Raw genomic sequence first — 19,382 nt, forward strand, 5'->3', positions numbered from 1 at the left:
GTGCGGGGCGGGATTTGGTCGGCAATCCCGTTTTAACGGCCCGCCGGCCGGGAATTCCGCCGTGGCCATGACGGAGACATCACCAAGCCGCATCCGCCTGAGTCATCACATCGTGGAACTCGATGACGGGCGCCGGATCGGACTTTCAGTCGGCGGTCGCGGAGTGCCGTTGTTATTCATGCACGGGCTCCTGCTGAGTCGTAAGGCATATCTACGGATGCTCAGCCGGATCGCCGGTATGGGATTTCTGGTCGTCGCCGTCGATGCCGCCGGTCACGGCGACACCGGGCGACTGCCCAGCGGCGCGTGCGGCTTCACCGATCGTGCCGATTCGGTGTTGCGCACGTTGGATGCTCTCGGTATCGGGCAAGCGTTGTTCGTCGGCCATTCGATGGGTGGGCGAATGACCATCCAGCTGGCCGCACGCGCGCCCGAGCGGGTACTCGCAGCCGTGCTGTTCGACCCGGCGGCCGGAGCCCGGTTCGACACGACCATCCCAGAACTGGTGAAGTCACCCACCAAGGCGTTGGGCGCGGCCTACACCGCGGTCCGCGACACACTGGGCGACCCGACGCAGCTCAGCGCCGCAGAACAACTCGGATATTTCCGCGTGCTGGCCGCGGTGGCGGTGCCCAACCTGCGGTATCCACTCGGGGCCGTCCGGACGATCAAGGCCATCGTCGAGTCCGGTGATTACACGCCGATGCTGCACACCATGCGCGACGAGGGGATGCCCACGATGGTGGTGCACGCCGAAAAAGACATGATCGTGCCGTTCCCGCACGCACGCGAAATCGCCAACGAGTCCGACGCCACGCTGTACAAGGTGCCGGCCGCGTACCACTCGTGGATGATCGCCAATCCGCGGCAGGGCGCGGACGCGTTTCGTCAATTGCTCGATGGCGAACTGGGTGAGGTGCTTCGCAACGCCGCCGACACGATGGGCATCACCGACCTCGATAACCACGAGGCATGGGAGCGCGAATTGCTGGACCCCGATGCGCTGGTGTTGCAGTTCATCCACGGTCGCGACCGAGTCGAAATCGGGGCGGAGGAACTCGACCATGTCGACCTCGAACTGGTGCGCCATACGGAGCGCTCGCAGGACCGAATGTCGTGGGCACAACGCACGTATCGCAGGTGGGCGGCCAAGCATTTGCATCAGGCGCGATCGATAATCCGGCAAAATACCCGGATTGAGCCAGAGCACCGCGAATAGCTACCGGTGAATAGGGTGTGGTGGGCTGACGTGGGGCGGGCGGGGCTCGAACCCGCGACCAACGGATTGTGAGTCCCTAGACAGCGCTCCGCGACCAGGCCGAGCGATTGTCTGATTCGGTACGGGTCCAGTACGAACTCTGCGGTGGGGCATGCGTCGGTGTTCAGATCGCGCCCGACGAACGAAGGCGCTCAATTCCGGCCGCGTCGTAGCCCGCCAGGGCGCCGAGTAATTCTTCCGTATGCTGCCCAACGTGCGGCGCTGCTGGCGGTGCAAAACCTGCGTCGGGTTTGGTCTTGATGCACGTCCCAATCAATCGCTGTGACGTTCCGTCCGGCTGAGCTTGCTCGTAGACGAGTCGGCGAGCCTTCGCGTGGTCGTCGTCGAAGAGGTCTGCGCCCAAAAATGCTGGGGCTCCTGCGATATCGGTCGCAATGAAGAAGTCGGTCCATTCCCTGCGTGTCCGGGACTTGAATATTGCCGTCAAATCCTCGCGCAGCCGGGCCTCTCCCTCGACGTCCTCCCCCGGCTTCTGGCGCCCCGCCTCGTAGAGATCCATCCTGTCGAGCGACTCGCAGAATCTCAGCCAGAATTTGTCCTCCAGGGCGTTGAACACCACGTAGTTGCCGTCGCTCGTTTCGTAGTACTGGTAGCGAAGCGAAGCGCGGATTCCCTCACCGTAGGCTTGTTGACCGTTCGCCAACGCGGTGAGGTGCTGAAAGTTCCAGTTAATCGCCGCATCGACTTGCGCTACTTCGATGTACTGCGCCTTGCCGTCGCGCCCGGCGGCGTGCAACGCGGCGAGCACACCCATCGCTGCGTACAGCGGTCCCGCCAGTACCCCCGTCGTCCCTGTGGCCGCGCCCGAAAGGCGTGGCGTTCCATCCGCTTCGATGATCGGCGGACTCAAGCCGGCGAAACAGTCGAAGGACAGCCCGTGTGTGGCTAACCGGGTGTAGGGCCCATGGCTGCCCATGCCATTGAGCACGCAATAGACAACTGTCGGGTTGACTGCGACGACGTCGTCGTAGCTGAACCCGAGCCGCTGCGCCGTTCCGTAACGTAGACCGTCGATCACCACCGCCGACGTCGCGGCCAGGCGGCGAAACGCATCTTGCCCCTCGGTCGTTTTCAGGTTTATCGCCACACTCTTCTTGCCGCGGTTCCAGTGCGAGTCCTGCAACTCGCCGCCCGAAACCGCCGACCCGCGAAACCCACCGCCGCCGAGTGGTTCGACCTTGATCACCTCTGCGCCGAGGTCAGCCAGATGCCCGCCCAATGCGTCCGCGGAGAAGAGTGACACCTCGAGGACCCGGACATCCTTGAGAAGTTCCATAACGCGACCTTTCCAGTCCCAAGCCCCGACGCAGACCGCTACATCATGGTGATCGATTTCAGCTCGGTGTATTCCTCGAAGCCCCAGCGACCCTGCTCTCGGCCGAGTCCGCTTTGCTTGAAGCCACCAAAGGGGCCCCCGCCGTTGAACATGCCGCGCGCCGGCAAAGACCAGCCGGGACCCTGCCCGCCCCCCGGATCGGCTCCCAAGTCGGCACCGGGTGCGAGAGTCTGCACCATGATGGCGCCGGTTCTGACCTGCCTGGCGACGTTGAAACCCCTTGCGGCGTTGCGGGTTACCACCAACCCTGCCAGACCATAGATGGAGTCGTTCGCGATGTGGATGGCTTCGTCTTCGGAGCGATAAGTCATCACCGCCAGAACGGGCCCGAAAACCTCTTCCTGGCATAGGCGCATCTCACTGCGGCAATCGACCAGTGCCGTCGGTTCATAGTAGAAACCGCGTTCGAGGTGTTCGGGACGCTTACCGCCGACCACCAGCTGCGCGCCTTCCTGCAGGCCCGACTGAACGAAGGTCTCGACTTTCTGACGCTGCTGATCCCTGATCAGCGGACCCACGACAGTAGCGGGATCACGCGGGTCCCCGACCGTGATCATCGGAGCCATGGCTTTGAGGCCTTCGACATACGCTTCGAGCAGGTGCTCGGGCAACAGAAGTCGCGATGTGACGGTGCACGCCTGTCCGGCATGCATCAAAACTTGCCCGAATCCTATTCCAGCAACGTCACTTTCGGTGACATCGTCGAGGATGATGTGCGCACTCTTGCCGCCTAGTTCGAGTTGTGCGCGTTTCATCGTCGCCGCCGATAGTTCGCGGATGCGCCGACCGGTGGCGGTCGAACCGGTGAACCCGATCATGTCCACGCCCGGATGGGTACACAGCTCCTCGCCGACACCAGCACCTCCCACGACCACGTTGAACACTCCGGGCGGGAGGCCGGCTTCCTCGCCGACCTTGGCCAGCTCCAAAGCGTTCATCGGGGTCCACGGGTGGGGTTTGAGTATCACGGTGCAACCGACGGCCAATGCGGCCAAGCACTTCTGAATGTTGATCGAAAAAGGGAAGTTGAACGGCGTGATGACTCCGACTACCCCGACCGGCTCGCGGACCACCGTCACGCCGCCCAGGCCGGTCGACGAAACCACGGGCCCGCCCGGTGTTTCCACCCATGTCACATCGTGTTCGACGAACTCGCCGTAGTAGTGGGCCGCCTCGATGGCGCCACCAACCTGAATCAGGTCGGTGATGAAGCCGGTCGAGCCGATCTCAGCGACGACTAGCTCACGAAGTTCCGCTTTGCGCTCATCGAGGATCTCAGCGAACCGCTTGATGATCTTTGCCCGTTCCCGGACGGACATCCACGGCCACGGACCTTCGTCGAAAGCCCGCCGGGCGGCTTCGATCGCCATGGTCGCCTGCTTAGGTCCACCATCGACGACTCGCCCGATCAGTTCCTCGGTGGCCGGATCAATGACGTCGATGGTGCCGAGGGCGTTGTCGCTCGACCACCGACCGTCGATGAAGCTCTGATACTCCCGCATCACATGAATCCGTACGCGTCGACTAGGTCAGCGTCGGATACGGGGCCGGCTCGAAGTCGAAGACCCGGCGGGCGTTACCCTGCAGCACTTTGTACTTGTCGAGGTCGGACCGGCCGTCGAGTGCCTTCTGAGCGGCCTGGAGGGAATGGGGCCAGAGGCTGTCGGTGTGCGGATAATCCGTCTCGATCATCACGTTGTCGATACCGATGGAGTCGAGATTCGCTGCGCCGAAGTCGTCTTCGATGAAGCAGCCGTACATGTGGTCGCGGAAGAGCTGGCGCGGCGATTCTGGGAAAATCGCGGGATCGGTGGGTACCGGGTTCAGGCGCATCGTGGCCGCGTCAACCGCCCAGTTATTGGCGCGCAGGTAGTGGTAATCGGCGGCGACATGTTCAGCACGCTCGATGAGGTAGGGAATCCAGCCGATGCCGCCCTCAGCCAGCACGATCTTCAGATCGGGGTACTTCTGCAGCTTGCCCGAGAACAGCCAATCGGTAGTCGAGTTGGCCAGGTTGAGGTTGATGTTCACGGCCTGAACCCCAAAGGGTGCGTCGGGCGAGGTGGTGGGGCTAACCGAGGAAGATCCGATGTGCGTGCACAGCGGCATCTTCGTCTCGTTCGCCACCGCGAAGAGATCGTCCCATGCCCCCGAGTGGATGGACGGAAATCCTAGCGGGTGCAGGTTCTCCGAGAAGGCAATGGCTTTGGCGCCCTTGCCGGCGCACCGTAGCGTCTCCTCGACGGCCAGTCGGGTGTCCCACAACGGAATGATGATCAACGGGATGTAGCGGCCGGGCGCCGCCGCGCACCACTCATCGATGACAAAGTCGTTGTAGGCGCGCACGCACTTGAGACCTAGGTCGCGGTCACCGAGGTGGGCGAACATCTGACCACAGAACCGGGGGAAGAACGGAAAGTTCAATCCCGCGATCACATGATCCTCGTCCATATCCGGGATACGGGCCACCGGGTCGAAGTAGGCACGAGGCATCTCGTCGTAATTCACTGGCAGCGGGGAGTACTCGGCCGGCCGTTGGTGAGCCGCGACCACGATGCCCATCACCGACGCGCGCGCTTGATCGTAGATCCACGTATCAACGCCGTCGATGCGCTCGACGTGTGGCACTCGATCGCGGTCGGCGGCCGAGGCGCGGTCGACCCACAGGTTCGGCGGCTCGATGATGTGGTCATCGACGGAGATCATCCATTGAAGATCTTGTTTGTCCACGAGTTCCTCCCTGATTTCTGATAGGACGATTGCCCGTCACCCCTCACTGGCCGACGCGGGCACCCGGCGTGAAGACGACGGGCAGGGCGCGGTAGCCCCGAGTGACCGAGTTCCCGTGAAAATCAACCTTTGCCCCAGGGGGGATGGTGTAGTCGGGTATCCGATTCAGGGTCTGTTCGACGCCCACCCGAAACTCGAGTCTGGCGAGATTGGAGCCCAGGCAGCGATGGACGCCGGCGCCGAACCCGAGGTGGCGGTTTGTATCTCGGTCGAGAATGCACTTGTTCGGCTCGTCGAACTCGCTCGCGTCGCGGTTGGCGGCCGCATAGTTCACCACGACCGTCTCACCGGGGCAAAACCTCTGGCCGCTTAGTTCGATCTCTTCCGCGACTGAGCGATGCAGCCCGTGGACCGAGCCGGCGAACCGGATGAATTCTTCTATGGCTGTGGGCATCAACTCGGCTTCGCGTACGAGTCGGTCGCGCTCCGAAGCATGGGTGCCCAGGTAGAAGAGGGCGAATGACATTGCACTAGAAGTTGTTTCGAGTCCTGCTTGCACCAGCAGCATCACATTCGCGACGACGTCGTCGAAGCTCAGTTTCTCGCCGTCGATCTCGGCGGAGAGTAAGACATCGATGAGATCGTCACGTGGCGGTTCACCACGACGCTTGTCGATCTCCTCGCGTACGCGGAGGTAGAGATTCGTCATCGAACCGTTTCGGATCTCTTCGCTCTCACCATTGATCGCGAGGTCGGCTGTCTCGATGTAGAGCGGCACATCCTCAACGGGCATGCCGAGTAGATACCTGAAGAACACGATCCCAGGTTGCTGCCATGCGACGTCGGCGAGATCACCGCGGCCCAATTCGATGAAGTTGTCGATCAACCCGTCGGTGACCGCTCGCACCTGGGGCTCCAACTGCTTCATCCGACCCGGGGAAAAATATGGGTTGAGAACTTTGCGAAGCTGCTGCTGCCGTGGAGGATCCAAGGTGATCACGATGTCGCCTAACGACATCGGGTTGCCCTCCAGCCCAAGGGGTTTGCTGGAGAAGCTGCGCCAATCGCGCAGGATTTCGTAGCACTCGTCGTAGCGGGTGGCGACCCACGCGCCCCCCGGCGTGGCACCCAGGAAAGGGACGTCCTGGTGACTGAACGGTCCGCTCTCCCGCATCACCGCGTAGACCTCGTAGAGGAATTCCTGGTCGTTGAAATCGTCGTGACGAAGATCGAGGTTCTGGGCGTGTTCCTCCGGCGACTTGCTCACCATGGATAGTCCTTTCCGCACCCGCGCGCGAGGATGCCGAGATCGGGACAACGCCGGCGGTCAGCCTTGACAGACAGGCCCGACAGAGGGGCCGTCCAGATTCCAGCTACACCGCAATCGTGCCACTGTCCACGTGCCATCTGCGCCGGCCCTCGGATTTCTCGCACACGCCGAAATTTGCTTTGGCAGCACAGTAAGTCGTCGCCCGCATGGAGTCAAGTCGCACTCGATAACTACCTGAGCCCACCAATGGACCCGCGCGCCGCACTGCGCGCGGAGAACAAGGACGAGGCCGAAGAAGCCTGGGGGCGTGGGGCGCCACGTGTGCGAGCTTCCCCTCAGAGGACGGGTGCTCGCTAAAGTATGTGTGATGACTACAGGCGCGCGTCGGCGAGTTCGCGACAAGGACGGCAAACAACGAGCCCTCCTTGAAGCCGCTGCGGAGGTCTTTGCCGAAACAGGATACGCGGCCGCGGCGACGAAGGAGATCGCTCGTCGCGCCGACTGCTCGGAGGCAATGCTGTTCCACTACTTCGGGGACAAGCGAGGCATCTTCGAGCAAGTTGTTTCTCGACAGATCGCGGACCTCGTCAGCGAGGCCGAAGAGCAAGTCGTGGCGGCCCTGCCTGCGCACTTCGAGGACTATATCGAGAAGCTTTTCCTTGCGAGACTGAGGATCGATGACCGGAACAGCGGCGTCCCCGGCTGGGACATTTCCGGTCGGGCGTTATCAGATCCGGACTTCTCGCTGCGCGTGCTGCAACCCAATCACGCACGCCGTACGGCCGTTATTGCCGAGGGCGTCCGCCACTATCAAGCCGCGGGGCAGATCAAGGCCGACGTCGACGCCGACCTGTTCGCCGAGCTGCTGGCTAATTTCATCATCTTCACAACGAGCCTCGGACCGCGCTGGTTTGGTACCGGCGAGCCAGATATCCGCGCACAGATCGAACTGGGTTCGCAGATCCTCGCGAAAGGCGTCAGCACATCGACTAGGACGCCGCCCGCCAAGCGAGGCGCGCGGGCGCAACGGGCCACGAAGGCGCGTGCGGCCGACTAAAAGCTCCGCCGAATCGACCACGGCCGTCGTTATCGAGTCGCACTTGACACGCTGGCTTTTCCGTCGCTAGCGTCGTTGCCAGCCAGGCTGCAGCCATGCGGATGCAGAACACCCTGCTCGATCAGCACGAGCGTGAGGACAGGAAATGGCGTGTGTGCACTCATCGGCGCGAGTAACTCACTTCCGAAAACGTTGACGCGGAAAGCCTTAAGGCGATGAACGCTTTGCGTGGGGTTCGCGTTGTCGAGTGGGCGACGGAAATCACCGGGCCGTACTGCACCAAGTTGTTCGTCGACCTCGGAGCAGAGGTCATCAAGATCGAAGCCCCAGACGGGGATCCGTTCCGCCGCAGAATGTCTGGCGATCGAAGCGACGCCGACGCGCTGTTCAAATTCTTGAACGCCGGCAAGCGTTCAGTCGTTGGCACTTCGCCGCCCGATCTGGAGGCGCTGATCGTTTCTGCCGATGTGTTCGTCGATTCTCTCGGCCCTGGCGCACTCGACCGCGAGGCCCTCCTACGGCGTGCGCCACACCTGGTGATCGTGGCGTTGTCTCCGTACGGATTGACCGGGCCGTACCGGGACCGACCCTCAACGGAGTTCACGATCCAGGCCGAGAGCGGAACCCCAGCGTTGCGAGGTCGTCCGGACCAACCGCCCATTCAAGCGGGTGGTCGAGTCTTCGAATGGGTCATGGCCAGTTATGCCGCCGTCGGGGCGCTCGGCGCATTGCGCCGGGCTCAACTCGGCGGACCAGGTGAAATCGTTGACTGCTCATTGTTGGAGACGTGTCACATCAGCGCCAGCGGATTCGCTGACCTCTACTACGAGCTGGCCGGTCGTCCCCCTTTGACCGTGCCGGCCCGACAGGTTGAAATCCCTTCCATCGAACCGACCGCAGATGGATGGGTGGGCTTCAATACCAATACCCGCCAGCAATTCGAGTCCTTCCTGGCGATGATCGGCCGACTGGAGCTGCTCGACGATGACCCGGCGTGGGCGCTCGCAACGACTCGCTGGGAACGCCGGGACGAATGGAATCAGATGGTGCGGGAATGGACGACGCAACGTTCCACGGACGAGATCGTCGCGTTGGCTTCCGATCTGCGGATCCCCGTCTCACCAGTCAACAATGGCCAGACCGTGTTGGACCACCCCCAGTTCGCGGCGCGCGGCGTGTGGGGCACGTTTGCCGACGGCGGCTTTACCCACCCATTGGCGCCCTACCAGATCAATGGCCGACGACCCTCCCCAACCACCGGTGCCCCTCCGCTCGGCGAAATGGCAAAAGTCCCCGCCCACAGCAGGATTGCGAACCCTGCCGACCGTGCACCGGGACTTCCGCTGGAGGGCGTACGAATTCTCGACGCGACAGCGTGGTGGGCGGGCCCCTCCTCCACCCACATTCTCGCCGCGCTGGGCGCTGAGGTCATTCACCTAGAGTCGACGAACCACCCTGACGGCGCACGGATGGCGGTCGCAGCGTTCGCCGATCAGTCCCAGTGGTGGGAGCGGTCGGGGATGTACCTGGCGACCAACACCAATAAGCGAGGGCTCACCCTGGACCTGTCCACGCCCGAAGGGCGGGAGTTGTTTTTCGGCCTCGTCGAATGCTCGGACGTTCTGGTCGAGAACTTCTCGCCCCGCGTCTTCGACAATTTCACCATCACGTGGGAGGCCGTCAGCGAGCGGAACCCTCGAATCGTGATGGTCCGTATGCCCGCATTCGGGCTCGACGGACCCTGGCGCAACAATGTGGGTTTCGCGCAAACGATGGAACAGATGACCGGAATGGCGTGGGTGACCGGCCACGAGTACGACCAGCCGCGAATCCCCCGCGGCCCGTGTGACCCACTGGCAGGAATGCACTCCGCATTCGCCATGCTCGCAGGACTCCGGCAACGCGACGAGACCGGCCGAGGTTCCCTCATCGAGGTATCGATGGTTGAGTCCGCCCTCAACGCGGCCGCCGAGCAGGTGGTCGAATTCAGCGCCTACGGGAACCTGATCTCCCGACTGGGAAATCGCAGCCGTGACGCGGCACCACAAGGGCTCTACCCATGCGCGGGGACCGAGCGGTGGCTGGCGATTTCGGTCGCCACGGACGAGCAGTGGCGCCTACTGAAGTCGGCTCTGCGTGAACCGGATTGGGCGAACGACCCCGCGCTGGATACTCACGACGGGCGGGTGCGGGCACATGATGTGATCGACAAGCATCTCGAGCAATGGGCTAGCCAGCACAATTCCTCGGCCGCTGCAGAGTTACTCGTCAAATATGGTGTCCCGGCCGCGGATTTGGCAGACGCCCGGGTCGGCTCGATGCACCCTCAGCTCGCCGCACGAGGCTTTTTCGAGAGCCTCGACCATCCCATCGTGGGACGGCATCACGTGCCGGCGATTCCTTTCAAGTACCGCAGCGTTGACAAGTGGTATCGATCAACGGCGCCGACGTTGGGACAGCACAACGCGAGCATCCTCGGCGAGCTACTCGGCCTCGACGCCGCATCGCTTGCAGCGCTCACAGAAAAAGGAGTCATCGGGACCAGACCGGGCGGATTGGACTAGAACAGATCTGCTGTAGGTGCGGCCAGCGGATGTGTTGGGAAGAAGAGACAGCGTGAAACTCCATGTCGACAGGGAAATGTGCCAGGGCCACAGCCGGTGTCACGCAACGTATCCCGAATTGTTCGACATCGACGACGAAGGGACCGCATTCGTCACCATGGAAAATGTTCCTCCCGAATGGGAAGACCGGGCGCACAACGCAATCGCGAACTGTCCCGAGCGTGCCATACATATCGTCAAGGAGTCGCCATGAAGACCAATGGAGCAGTTCTATGGGGGCTGAACGAGAAGTGGTCGGTGGAAGAGATCGAACTCGATCCGCCGCAGGAAGGCGAGCTACTCGTCGAGTTCGCAGCCACCGGTCTATGCCATTCCGACCATCACATCCGCACCGGCGACATGTTCGGGGTGAGTTTCCCCTTGATAGGTGGACACGAAGGGGCGGGCATCGTTCGAGAGGTCGGTCCGGGAGTGCGCGATATCGCGGTGGGAGACCACGTGGTCACCTCTTTCCTGCCGGCGTGCGGTCGCTGCCGCTGGTGCGCCACCGGGCATCAGAACCTCTGTGACTACGGCGCGACCATCCTCGCGGGAGTCCAGGCCGATGGCACCTTCCGGCGCCGAGCCAGAGGACAGGGCATCGGAGCCCTCTCAGGCGTCGGCAGTTTCGCGCAATGGGGCGTGTTGTCGGAAGCCTCGGTGGTCAAGATCGACAACGATGTGCCGCTATCGCGCGCATGTCTTCTCGGCTGCGGTGTAACCACCGGCTGGGGTTCGGCCGTCAACACCGCGAACGTCGGTCCCGGCGACGTGGTGCTCGTGGTTGGCTGCGGAGGGATCGGCAGCGGTGCCATTCAGGGCGCGCGGTTGGCGGGAGCGGAGCAAATCGTCGTGGTCGATATTGCGCCGAGCAAGCGCGACAAAGCGTTTCAGTTCGGAGCCACCCACTTTGCCACCTCGATCGAGGAAGCAACCCAGTTGGTTGGCGAGATTACGCGCGGAGTCATGGCCGACTCGGCCATCCTGACGCCAGGCGTGCTCGAAGGCGCGATGATCAACGACGCGCTCAATGCGGTGCGGAAGGGCGGTGCCGTGGTGGTCACCGCCCTGGCATCGATGTCCGACGTGACGCCGACGCTGCCGCTGACGTTGTTCACGCTGTTCCAAAAACGCCTCCTGGGCAGCCTGTACGGCGAAGCGAACCCGCGGGCCGATATCCCTCGACTGATAAGCCTGTATCGAAGCGGCAAGCTGTTGCTCGACGAAACCGTCACCACCGAGTACAAACTCAACGACATCAATGAGGCCTACGACGACATGCTCGCCGGGCGCAACATCCGTGGGGTGATCATCCACGAGCATTGAGTCTTTGGGGAACGGCGGATCCGCATCATTTTCCTGCCCGCTCAAGTTAATTCACTCACTCACCATGAAGGGATTTCACTAATGTCTTCGCCAGCCGATGTCGTCCGCCACTTCTGCGCCTTGATGGAGCAGCGGGACGCCGAAGCGTTGCGTCCCCTGCTCGCCGAAGGGGCTATTTATCAGAACGTGGGAATGCCCGCCTTCACCGGACCAGACGCCATCGTGGAGAACATGGCCGCCCAGTTCGCGATGTTCCCCGACGCCTACGCCTTCGAAATCATCAACCTCGTCAGCGAGGGTTCCGTGGTGCTCACCGAACGCCTGGACTACATCCAGGCTCCGGACGGAAGCAAGCCGGCCATCCCGGTAATGGGGACTTTCGTCGTCGACGACGACGGAAGGATCACTCGCTGGACCGACTATTTCGACCTGACCCTGATCATGAAGCTCCTTCAAGGCGAAGACATTAGCGCCCTGGTGCCCGCGACCGCATGAGTTGGGACATCACCACCGATCTGGGATCAACGGCACTAGCTGTCGCCGCTCAACGGGCCGCGGAAACAGCACAAGACGACCCGTTGATCCACGACGAGTTCGCGGCGGTGCTGGTGGCGGCGGCCAATGAACCGGGTTGGCAACGGATAGCGGGTGGCGACCTTTCGTGGATGGGCCCAGAGGACGACGTCGGGCGGCGGGTTGCGCGTGCGGGCCGCGAATACGTCGCCACACGAACGGTCTTCTTCGACGAGTTCTGTGCTGACGCAGCGAGTTTAGGAATCAGCCAATTCGTCATCCCCGCAGCCGGCCTCGACGCCCGTGCCTATCGGTTAGTCCCTCTCACCGGCAAGCGGGTGTACGAAATCGACCAGCCCGCAGTCCAGGCGTTCAAGGACGCCGCCCTAACAGCGCACGGCGCTACTCCGCTAGCCGACCTGTGCGCGATTCCTGTTGATCTACGCGATGAGCGTTGGCCGCTGATGTTGATGGAAGCGGGATGGGACAAGTCGCTGCCGACCGCCTGGCTCGTCGAGGGACTACTGCCCTACCTGTCGTCAACCGAGCACAACGCACTCTTCGACACGCTCACTGCGCTAAGCGCACCGGGTAGCCGGCTGGCCGCCGAGGTCTACCACCACTCGACAATGCATTTCGGCGACGAACGGCTGAGCGCTTGGCGCGACGGAGCAGCCGAGATCGACGAGGCGCTAGGCGTAGACGTGGATGTCACGGCCTTCATCAAGAGCCACGATGCCACCGATACGGCATCGTGGCTGTGCCAGCACGGATGGAGGGTGGATTCCCTAGACAGCGGGGAAATGATGTCGCATCTCGGCAGGCCGATCCCACCGGACCTCCGCGACATTGCGCCAGCCAGCTCGCTAGTAACAGCGATCCGCTACGGGCCCTAGCGTTCCACGGCCATCACGCCCCGCTACCTTTGGTCGGCCACGGTCACCTTCTTCATCGAAGGAGTGTCAGGGATCAGCCGAAGTAACTGTCACCAATCAGCCGACGAAGAACTGTCACGCATCAGCCGAGGTCATACACGATATCGAGTGGGGCGGGCGGGGCTCGAACCCGCGACCAACGGATTATGAGTCCCTATCCAGCGCCGCGCTGACCAGGCAAAGCAGCTAGCTGGGATGGCTTAAATCGCCCGTAACACAGTGAAATTGACCATTGCCGGTACGTCTTCGGTACGGACTCAGTACGGGCCAGATTCGCCCCTGGACGCCGCGTTGCCGCCGCGACGGGACGAGCTGACAGATGTTAGCTGGTTAGCTAGGGACGGACCGCCGCCAACACGCCGACCCATGCACGAGGTGATGTGACTTTGACGTTCACTTCCGACGAGGTGGCCGATCGACCAGCACCCGCTGTCCGTCTCGCCACTGAACGACGCGAATCTGATGGCCGGTTTGCACGCCGGTGACCGGGTCGACACGAAATCGACCGAACAAGGTGGTGGTGTCGAGTTGTTGTGACGCGGCCATCACCGGCAAGGATTCAATAGTGTCGGCTTCCTTCACGCAGCGCTGCCAAACGACACCCGCGGCAAAGGCCGCAGCAGCCGGATAGGGCGGCTCAGTACCGTTCGCGTCCCGGTAACAATGGCTGAACCACTCGCTGTTGGGTCCGTCCGCGGGATCATCTGTCCCGTCGTCGAACCACTGGCACGGTCCGTAAAGCCCCTCCACGCGATCACCGATGGTATGCCGGAGCTCATCAACCCCCGCGGCAACCAATCCAACTGCGCGCCAACGGTGTTCGCTGGCCCACTGCGCGATGGCGACGTCGTCGTCGAAGGAACCGGCCGATAACAGCACATCGCCCGCCGGGACCTGCGCCAGGATGTCTCTGGCCCGGCCTGGCCGAAAAGTGACCGACCGCGGCAGGAGACCGAGTCTCCGGGCCACCACAGCCGCCTCTTCGGCCACCTCGCGACCAAACCCCGTGTCGACGTGCACTATTACCACCTCTGACCCCTTCCCAAGACCGTCGGCGACAAGGGTTTCGAGCACTGCGGCGAGATAGCGGTAAGCGGGAGACTCCACGTTGACGACACGCGGATACGCCGGCCGCGCCAGCCGGGCGGTCGCGCCACCGTGGTTCCAGACGACCCCTGTGCTGGCGGCCGCGGCCGCCAGCACAGGCCCCGAACCGTAGGGCCCGAACACCACGTTGGGCCGGCTAGCCTCGGCGGCCCGTATCGCGGACGCCGCGGAGGGGTAAGCGTCGATGACCTCCAGACTTACTCCGGAACTGTCAGCCCAGAGAGCAACGGCGCTCGCCCCTGCTATCCCGAATCTGGCCAGCGGGCCTGACAGTGGGGTTACCAGGACGGCGCGCGCTGCCACGCGCACAATTTAAACAGTGTGGCGAAACCGAGCGCGAGCTTCGCGTGGCTGCCGCGTCGGAATTCAGCCACGGGCGTGGGGCTACGCGCCGACCTACAAGCGCGGACTTCGTCGCCGGAAAGCTGCAGTAGTTACTCACGCTTCCGTTATGGGACGAACGCGCGCACGATGGAGGGGTCCGCAGTCTCACCAGGACGAGAAGGGGGCGGGCGATGAAGGCAAATGTCGGCGACTACCTCGTGGTAAAGGGCACAACCACGGAACGCCATGATCAACATGCTGAGATCATCGAGGTGCGCTCGCAAGACGGCTCGCCGCCATACGTGGTGCGTTGGCTGGTGACTGGGCACGAGGCGACGGTGTACCCCGGGTCTGACGCGGTGGTCGTCACCGCCGCCGAGCATACGGAGGCCGCACGACGTACTGCCGCGCGCGCCACCACCCGCACAGCGGTTCCGTGAGATTTGCTGGGCCAAGAGTAATTCGACGAGAGTCGCCTTGTTCAAATTGCTTGACGATTCGAACGTTTGCGCCCAGCCAGAGCACACCAAGGCCGAACGCTGCGGCCAATGCGTAAAGGATGATCATTATGTCCACCTCCACCCGGGCAAGACCTGTCGGTACTTCTCGGCGAGTGCGGGCGACTTACAGCCGATGAAACGTCGAGACCCCTCCAGTATGGGCCGATCACTGCAGACGTGCCGGGGCCTCCGATCGAGGTCACGGCTGTGGGCCCCGGTGCAGAGTCAGGCTAGATCGCCAGTACCGTGCCCCCGGCCGTCGGGCAGAATGCCGATGTCGCCGATTCGCCTGCACGGCAAGATGTTTGCGGTTGTTGAGGGGACCGCGAGTACAGTAGTTCGATGGTCATCGCCCCGTCCAATGAGCGGATGATCGCTGGGGTCGCCGCCGCGACCGTCTCGCTCGGGGTAGCCCAGCTGGTGGGCATCCCGTTCGGTGCGCGGGCCGATGCGCGTGCTGCGATCGGCTCAGTGGCCGTCGACCTGACACCGGGACCCATCAAAGAGTGGGCCATTCAGACCCTGGGCTCTCTGGACAAACTCTTCCTGGCCGTCGTCGTGCTCGTGGTGATCGCTACGATCGCTGCAATCGCCGGGACCCTCGAGACTCACCGCCGCCCGCTCGATAGCGCCATGGTCGGCGGGGCCGGCGTCCTCGGATACATTGCAGTGCTGTCGCGGCAGGGTGCGACCGCATTCGACACCACTGGACGCGCCAGGGCTGGGCACCGCGTGGGCCCATCAAGACCGAGTCGCGGATCGACGTGCCGAAAGGTGATCAGAAAGTGCCGATGGGGCCCGTCGTTTTTGGCGGTGTCGCGTGGGCACAGAATCGCGGCGTACGGGCCGTAGAGGTCCTCATCGACGATGGCGTGTGGGCAGCCCGCTGAACAGAGCGCGAGCTATTCCAACGAGACGTGGCGGTTGTGGAGGTTCCCCTGGCAGGCGAAAAGCCCAGGGAAACAAACCATCACCGTGCGCGCCGCCGACAACACCGGAGGCACCCAAACGGCAGATCAGGTTGGTACCGTCCCCGACGGCGCCACCGGCTAGCACACGGTGCACTTCACGGTGGTGGAGACATGAAGCGCTATTTCGACGAGAGTTTCCGCCAACTGAATACCGCAATCACGATGCCGATCAGCACCGTGATCGGACCAATGATGGACCAGGTCGTGGTGTTGCTCATCGGGCTCCCACCAAGCACTCCAAATCCCTGGAGCGCCCAGATCAGACCGAACACTGCGACAATGAACCCAACCGCGAATGTAACGACGAAAGCCCTTCGCATATAGGGATCTTACGCGCCGGAGAGGGGATATCGCGCCCTTGACTCAGCAGACCGCGCAGGTGGGTAGCGATCACTTCCGTGGTCAGCGCCAGATGGGGGCACCGCTCCCGACCGCATGAAATGCGCTTCCGGCGAAAGCCGTTGCGCCGCAACAGAGTGGTGTAGGTCGTGCGGCCGGACGCCTTCACGGGCTGGCACGCGGGTGCCATGCCTCAGGCTTCGGCCGACCTCTGGGGCGCGGGCGGCTCCGCGTGGAAAACCGGCCGGTGAACACCTTGGCGTTATCGGTTCAGAAGCTGCTCAGGCGCGCTAATAGACGGCCAGGGCTGCGCGGGTGCGCTCCGCGGCCATCAGCCGGGCACGAACGCACATCCGGGAGTAATCGTCGACCCTGGTCAGCGCCTTGGCGCTGGTGCCATCGGCCAGCGCGAACCCGCCGACACGGCCTGATACCTCTGCTCAGCCACGCTCATCTCCCTCATCCAGGGAGTGTCACGCATCAACCGAGGTCATACACCAACACTTGGTGGTGCGGGCGGGGCTCGAACCCGCGACCAACGGATTTGCGAGCGATGGATCGCGTAAGTATTTTTAATGCCAATTCAATTGGCCCGCAGTAGCATTAGGAATCTAGCGATGATACCTGGCAACCGTTGTTAGGTAGCTAACCCGGTCATACTCGGCGATTAAACGCCGACCGCCACGTGTTTGCCATAGTCGCCGCCGATGTTCTTGCCTCAATCAGGGCCTGGCTAGCCGCCGCGCTGCTTTTCCGATGCCAAGTACTTCACCATCTGGCAGAGGTTGACGACAGCAGCGCTCAGCTTGTGGATGGTGACGTCCCGATCTTCAACACACGACTGCCAGTCTGGAAACTCCTGCGGCAACTTCTGGTTGTCCGCGTTGACGTGGATCTTCTGCTCGATTTGGTCGCACAAATCCGCGAGGGTTAACTTTCCTGGCGCAGAGATGTCGGAGAACCATTTATCGGACATGTGCGACCGTCTCCTCTCCAAAGAAACAAAGCTCCCGAATCTCGCAGGCTAGCGGGTCCCCGTCACTAGGTTTTCTGTGGGGCCGGATCACACCCGGCTGCCGTGGCACCAGTCAAACCGCCCCGGCCTCGGGTGCCGGAGGTAACCACACCAGCGTTTTCGCAAGACGGCGGCCGAACTGATTGAAGCCGAAGGGCTCTCGGCCCACGTCGCGGATCGGCCGGGGCACGGCGATGTATCGATTGACACAGGACAAGTACCTAAGTCGGGGCCGGATCCACTCCGAGGTTGCTGAACTGCAAGATCGTGCGGTACCAAACACCGACTCGACCACTAATGCTCATCAAAATAGCTTCTGACGTGGGGGCGGGCGGGGGCTCGAACCCGCGACCAACGGATTAGCGAGCGACGGATCGCGCGGCCAGGCGAAACAGTTATCTGAAATCAGCCAATCACCTGTAAGACCGCACTTTTGGCCGTTGCCGGTACGGTTCCGGTAGGTCGTGAGTACGACTACAGATCGCCCCCAGACGCCGGGGTGAAGCCGGGGTGAGCGCCTCAACCGCGCCTCCGATCCATTCACAAACGCCTCTGACCAGGTCTTTTACAGTGGGGCGGGCGGGGCTCGAACCCGCGACCAACGGATTATGAGTCCGCGGCTCTAACCAACTGAGCTACCGCCCCGACGGGGTTGTTCCGTAGGAAACCGTAGCCGAAGACCGACGTCAGTGTCCGCCGGGCGGCACGTCGCCCACATCAGAGGTCACACTCGATGGGCGCCGCGTCGTGGCAGCCCCCACCGGCGGCCAAAGACCGTTTGCGGTCAGTCATGGGAGGGGCCCTGCGCGGTTTGACCCTTGATCGCGGCGATCATTTCCGGCGCGTGCACGAAAATGGCGGACTCGACCGCCCGACCAGCCTGATCGTGTTTCATCGACGTCGTGTTGGCCACCATGTTCACCAGGTTCTTCCCGGTGGCCAACGGATCGGTCGAGGTGCGGGCCTGATCGGCGAACCAACGACCCTCGGCGGTCATGTTGCGATCGTTGACATCGGCGGTGTGGATCACCTTTGTTCCGCACCAGTGGCTTGATGTGCCGATCGTCTTGCAGGCGGCCGACGCTTGCGACGCCGATAGCGGCGCCGCCCCCAGCACCTGCCAGCACCTGCCCGCGCGAGCGTGTACGTCTGATTGGCGCAAGAGGCTATTCGAGCAGCAAGAGACGCTCGCGAATCGACCAGTCCTCAACCCAAACGACTACTGCCGTCACCGTATTTCGGCGGTTTATGCCCTGCAATTACGTTAGCCGAGAACGCTATAGCAGCCCCACCGAGAAGCGCCCGCGACCAAAGTTCTTATCGCCGTTGAGTATTGGTTGGCGCGCACAATCCGTTGGACGCGCCCAACGAAGCTCGCTTACTTAGGCGGTCGGCCAATTGGCTTTCGCTGCTTGATCCTTGATCTTGGGGATCATGTCTGGTGCGTAGACGTAGATCGCCGACTCGACTTCCCACTCCGCCTGACTTTGGTTCATCGACGTGGTGTTGGTGATCATGTTGATCAGCTCTTGGGCCTCTCCGAACGGATTGGCGTTGGCCCGAACCTGATCGGCGAACCATCGCCCTTCGGCGGCCTCATGGCAGTCAGTGAAATCGGCGTTGTGAACCATCTTGTTCTGCGCCAGCAGGTTGATGTATTGGTCATCGGTAGGACTCAAGTTGCAAGTAGCCGACGCTTGCGGTGCTGCCAGGACAGCTCCGCCGATCATCGAGGCCCCCAGCGCGAGGCCGGCAGCCCAGACCGATGACACCCGCATGCGCGAGCGTGTACGGGTGTTTGTCATTTCGAACCTCCCTCTGCGCGGGAACACAGTTGGCTCCCCCGCAAACCCAAGCCACGAATGCTGCAAACTACGAACCGGACAATCCATCAGGACGGCGGCTAATGATGTGCGTCCCGTGGCCACCCGGCTGAGGCCACGCTGCCATGTCGCTACCGTCACGTCTCAGTGTCATATCAGTGTCGGCGAACGGGCTTAAAGTAGCGAATGACCCCCGCATACAGCGGAAACGCACGCTTGCGCCGCAGTGTACGAATGGTTAACATTTCGTGCCC

At 62.6% G+C, this 19,382-nt stretch carries 18 protein-coding genes, 1 tRNA gene and 2 pseudogenes; 10 read left to right on the forward strand and 11 right to left on the reverse strand.

What is annotated here, in order from left to right:
• Positions 1-67 precede the first annotated feature (67 nt).
• On the forward strand, positions 68-1,219 hold the full coding sequence (locus tag EPN51_RS03785) for an alpha/beta hydrolase (protein WP_293037340.1): 1,152 nt from the start codon (positions 68-70) through the stop codon (positions 1,217-1,219).
• A gap of 163 nt (positions 1,220-1,382) precedes the next feature.
• Here EPN51_RS03785 and EPN51_RS03790 read toward each other — a convergent pair whose 3' ends face one another.
• Genes EPN51_RS03790 through EPN51_RS03805 form a run of 4 tightly spaced genes read right to left on the reverse strand, consistent with a single transcriptional unit; the run spans position 1,383 to position 6,615 of the window.
• Positions 1,383-2,555 carry a CaiB/BaiF CoA-transferase family protein gene (locus tag EPN51_RS03790; RefSeq protein ID WP_293037343.1) on the reverse strand — a complete coding sequence of 391 codons (1,173 nt, stop codon included), beginning with the start codon at positions 2,553-2,555 and terminating at the stop codon, positions 1,383-1,385.
• 38 nt (positions 2,556-2,593) lie between these two features.
• Positions 2,594-4,117 (reverse strand): aldehyde dehydrogenase family protein, encoded by a 1,524-nt coding sequence (locus EPN51_RS03795; RefSeq protein WP_293037344.1) that lies wholly within the window; start codon positions 4,115-4,117, stop codon positions 2,594-2,596.
• Between the two features lie 22 nt (positions 4,118-4,139).
• Positions 4,140-5,345 carry an amidohydrolase family protein gene (locus tag EPN51_RS03800; protein WP_293037346.1) on the reverse strand — a complete coding sequence of 402 codons (1,206 nt, stop codon included), beginning with the start codon at positions 5,343-5,345 and terminating at the stop codon, positions 4,140-4,142.
• 43 nt (positions 5,346-5,388) lie between these two features.
• Positions 5,389-6,615 (reverse strand): cytochrome P450, encoded by a 1,227-nt coding sequence (locus EPN51_RS03805; protein ID WP_293037347.1) that lies wholly within the window; start codon positions 6,613-6,615, stop codon positions 5,389-5,391.
• Positions 6,616-6,982: 367 nt separating this feature from the next.
• Between EPN51_RS03805 and EPN51_RS03810 the strand changes: the two genes are divergently transcribed.
• From EPN51_RS03810 to EPN51_RS03835, 6 genes are all read left to right on the forward strand, one after another.
• A complete protein-coding gene (locus tag EPN51_RS03810) occupies positions 6,983-7,672 on the forward strand; it encodes a TetR/AcrR family transcriptional regulator (RefSeq protein WP_293037350.1) in 690 nt (229 codons plus the stop codon).
• 215 nt (positions 7,673-7,887) lie between these two features.
• Entirely contained in the window at positions 7,888-10,236 is a 2,349-nt protein-coding gene (locus EPN51_RS03815; protein ID WP_293037353.1) for a CoA transferase, read from the forward strand.
• Positions 10,237-10,288: 52 nt separating this feature from the next.
• Positions 10,289-10,489, forward strand: a complete 201-nt coding sequence (locus EPN51_RS03820; protein ID WP_293037355.1) for a ferredoxin — start codon at positions 10,289-10,291, stop codon at positions 10,487-10,489.
• On the forward strand, positions 10,486-11,601 hold the full coding sequence (locus tag EPN51_RS03825; protein WP_293037358.1) for an NDMA-dependent alcohol dehydrogenase: 1,116 nt from the start codon (positions 10,486-10,488) through the stop codon (positions 11,599-11,601). The genes EPN51_RS03820 and EPN51_RS03825 overlap by 4 nt, the downstream gene beginning before the upstream one ends.
• A gap of 81 nt (positions 11,602-11,682) precedes the next feature.
• On the forward strand, positions 11,683-12,096 hold the full coding sequence (locus tag EPN51_RS03830; protein WP_293037360.1) for a limonene-1,2-epoxide hydrolase family protein: 414 nt from the start codon (positions 11,683-11,685) through the stop codon (positions 12,094-12,096).
• Positions 12,093-13,010, forward strand: a complete 918-nt coding sequence (locus tag EPN51_RS03835) for an SAM-dependent methyltransferase (protein WP_293037363.1) — start codon at positions 12,093-12,095, stop codon at positions 13,008-13,010. The genes EPN51_RS03830 and EPN51_RS03835 overlap by 4 nt, the downstream gene beginning before the upstream one ends.
• A 432-nt stretch (positions 13,011-13,442) precedes the next feature.
• Here the strand turns inward: EPN51_RS03835 and EPN51_RS03840 are convergent, their stop codons facing one another.
• On the reverse strand, positions 13,443-14,465 hold the full coding sequence (locus EPN51_RS03840) for an ABC transporter substrate-binding protein (protein WP_366509373.1): 1,023 nt from the start codon (positions 14,463-14,465) through the stop codon (positions 13,443-13,445).
• Positions 14,466-14,671: 206 nt separating this feature from the next.
• On the opposite strand from EPN51_RS03840, the gene EPN51_RS03845 reads away from it, so the two are divergent.
• Together EPN51_RS03845 and EPN51_RS03850 are read left to right on the forward strand one after the other, a co-directional pair.
• A complete protein-coding gene (locus EPN51_RS03845) occupies positions 14,672-14,920 on the forward strand; it encodes a DUF1918 domain-containing protein (RefSeq protein WP_293037368.1) in 249 nt (82 codons plus the stop codon).
• Positions 14,921-15,349: 429 nt separating this feature from the next.
• A pseudogene (locus EPN51_RS03850) lies at positions 15,350-16,033 on the forward strand (hypothetical protein).
• Positions 16,034-16,070: 37 nt separating this feature from the next.
• Here EPN51_RS03850 and EPN51_RS03855 read toward each other — a convergent pair.
• The 5 genes and pseudogenes from EPN51_RS03855 to EPN51_RS03875 form a co-directional block, all read right to left on the reverse strand.
• Positions 16,071-16,271, reverse strand: a complete 201-nt coding sequence (locus EPN51_RS03855) for a hypothetical protein (RefSeq protein ID WP_293037370.1) — start codon at positions 16,269-16,271, stop codon at positions 16,071-16,073.
• Positions 16,272-16,524: 253 nt separating this feature from the next.
• Positions 16,525-16,712: pseudogene (locus tag EPN51_RS03860) on the reverse strand (IS481 family transposase); the annotation flags it as partial.
• 311 nt (positions 16,713-17,023) lie between these two features.
• Entirely contained in the window at positions 17,024-17,266 is a 243-nt protein-coding gene (locus EPN51_RS03865; protein WP_293037373.1) for a hypothetical protein, read from the reverse strand.
• A gap of 610 nt (positions 17,267-17,876) precedes the next feature.
• Positions 17,877-17,950: transfer RNA gene (locus EPN51_RS03870), tRNA-Ile, on the reverse strand.
• Positions 17,951-18,089: 139 nt separating this feature from the next.
• Positions 18,090-18,302 carry a hypothetical protein gene (locus EPN51_RS03875; RefSeq protein ID WP_293037375.1) on the reverse strand — a complete coding sequence of 71 codons (213 nt, stop codon included), beginning with the start codon at positions 18,300-18,302 and terminating at the stop codon, positions 18,090-18,092.
• Between EPN51_RS03875 and EPN51_RS03880 the strand changes: the two genes are divergently transcribed.
• Entirely contained in the window at positions 18,301-18,573 is a 273-nt protein-coding gene (locus tag EPN51_RS03880) for a hypothetical protein (RefSeq protein WP_293037378.1), read from the forward strand. The genes EPN51_RS03875 and EPN51_RS03880 overlap by 2 nt on opposite strands.
• Before the next feature lie 114 nt (positions 18,574-18,687).
• Here the strand turns inward: EPN51_RS03880 and EPN51_RS03885 are convergent, their stop codons facing one another.
• Complete coding sequence (locus EPN51_RS03885) at positions 18,688-19,083, reverse strand: hypothetical protein (protein ID WP_293037690.1); 396 nt, start codon at positions 19,081-19,083, stop codon at positions 18,688-18,690.
• Positions 19,084-19,382 lie beyond the last annotated feature (299 nt).

This window comes from Mycobacterium sp. (assembly GCF_004298145.1).
GTDB lineage: Bacteria > Actinomycetota > Actinomycetes > Mycobacteriales > Mycobacteriaceae > Mycobacterium.

Excerpts from the sequence above, each read along its gene's own strand:
- EPN51_RS03865 (WP_293037373.1), bottom strand. The coding sequence starts at position 17,266 with ATGTCCGATAAATGGTTCTCCGACATCTCTGCGCCAGGAAAGTTAACC.
- EPN51_RS03825 (WP_293037358.1), top strand. The coding sequence starts at position 10,486 with ATGAAGACCAATGGAGCAGTTCTATGGGGGCTGAACGAGAAGTGGTCG.
- EPN51_RS03835 (WP_293037363.1), top strand. The coding sequence starts at position 12,093 with ATGAGTTGGGACATCACCACCGATCTGGGATCAACGGCACTAGCTGTC.
- EPN51_RS03810 (WP_293037350.1), top strand. The coding sequence starts at position 6,983 with ATGACTACAGGCGCGCGTCGGCGAGTTCGCGACAAGGACGGCAAACAA.
- EPN51_RS03875 (WP_293037375.1), bottom strand. The coding sequence starts at position 18,302 with ATGACCGCCGAGGGTCGTTGGTTCGCCGATCAGGCCCGCACCTCGACC.
- EPN51_RS03790 (WP_293037343.1), bottom strand. The coding sequence starts at position 2,555 with ATGGAACTTCTCAAGGATGTCCGGGTCCTCGAGGTGTCACTCTTCTCC.
- EPN51_RS03795 (WP_293037344.1), bottom strand. The coding sequence starts at position 4,117 with ATGCGGGAGTATCAGAGCTTCATCGACGGTCGGTGGTCGAGCGACAAC.
- EPN51_RS03855 (WP_293037370.1), bottom strand. The coding sequence starts at position 16,271 with ATGCGAAGGGCTTTCGTCGTTACATTCGCGGTTGGGTTCATTGTCGCA.
- EPN51_RS03880 (WP_293037378.1), top strand. The coding sequence starts at position 18,301 with ATGTTGCGATCGTTGACATCGGCGGTGTGGATCACCTTTGTTCCGCAC.
- EPN51_RS03785 (WP_293037340.1), top strand. The coding sequence starts at position 68 with ATGACGGAGACATCACCAAGCCGCATCCGCCTGAGTCATCACATCGTG.
- EPN51_RS03805 (WP_293037347.1), bottom strand. The coding sequence starts at position 6,615 with ATGGTGAGCAAGTCGCCGGAGGAACACGCCCAGAACCTCGATCTTCGT.
- EPN51_RS03885 (WP_293037690.1), bottom strand. The coding sequence starts at position 19,083 with ATGCGGGTGTCATCGGTCTGGGCTGCCGGCCTCGCGCTGGGGGCCTCG.
- EPN51_RS03815 (WP_293037353.1), top strand. The coding sequence starts at position 7,888 with ATGAACGCTTTGCGTGGGGTTCGCGTTGTCGAGTGGGCGACGGAAATC.
- EPN51_RS03830 (WP_293037360.1), top strand. The coding sequence starts at position 11,683 with ATGTCTTCGCCAGCCGATGTCGTCCGCCACTTCTGCGCCTTGATGGAG.
- EPN51_RS03845 (WP_293037368.1), top strand. The coding sequence starts at position 14,672 with ATGAAGGCAAATGTCGGCGACTACCTCGTGGTAAAGGGCACAACCACG.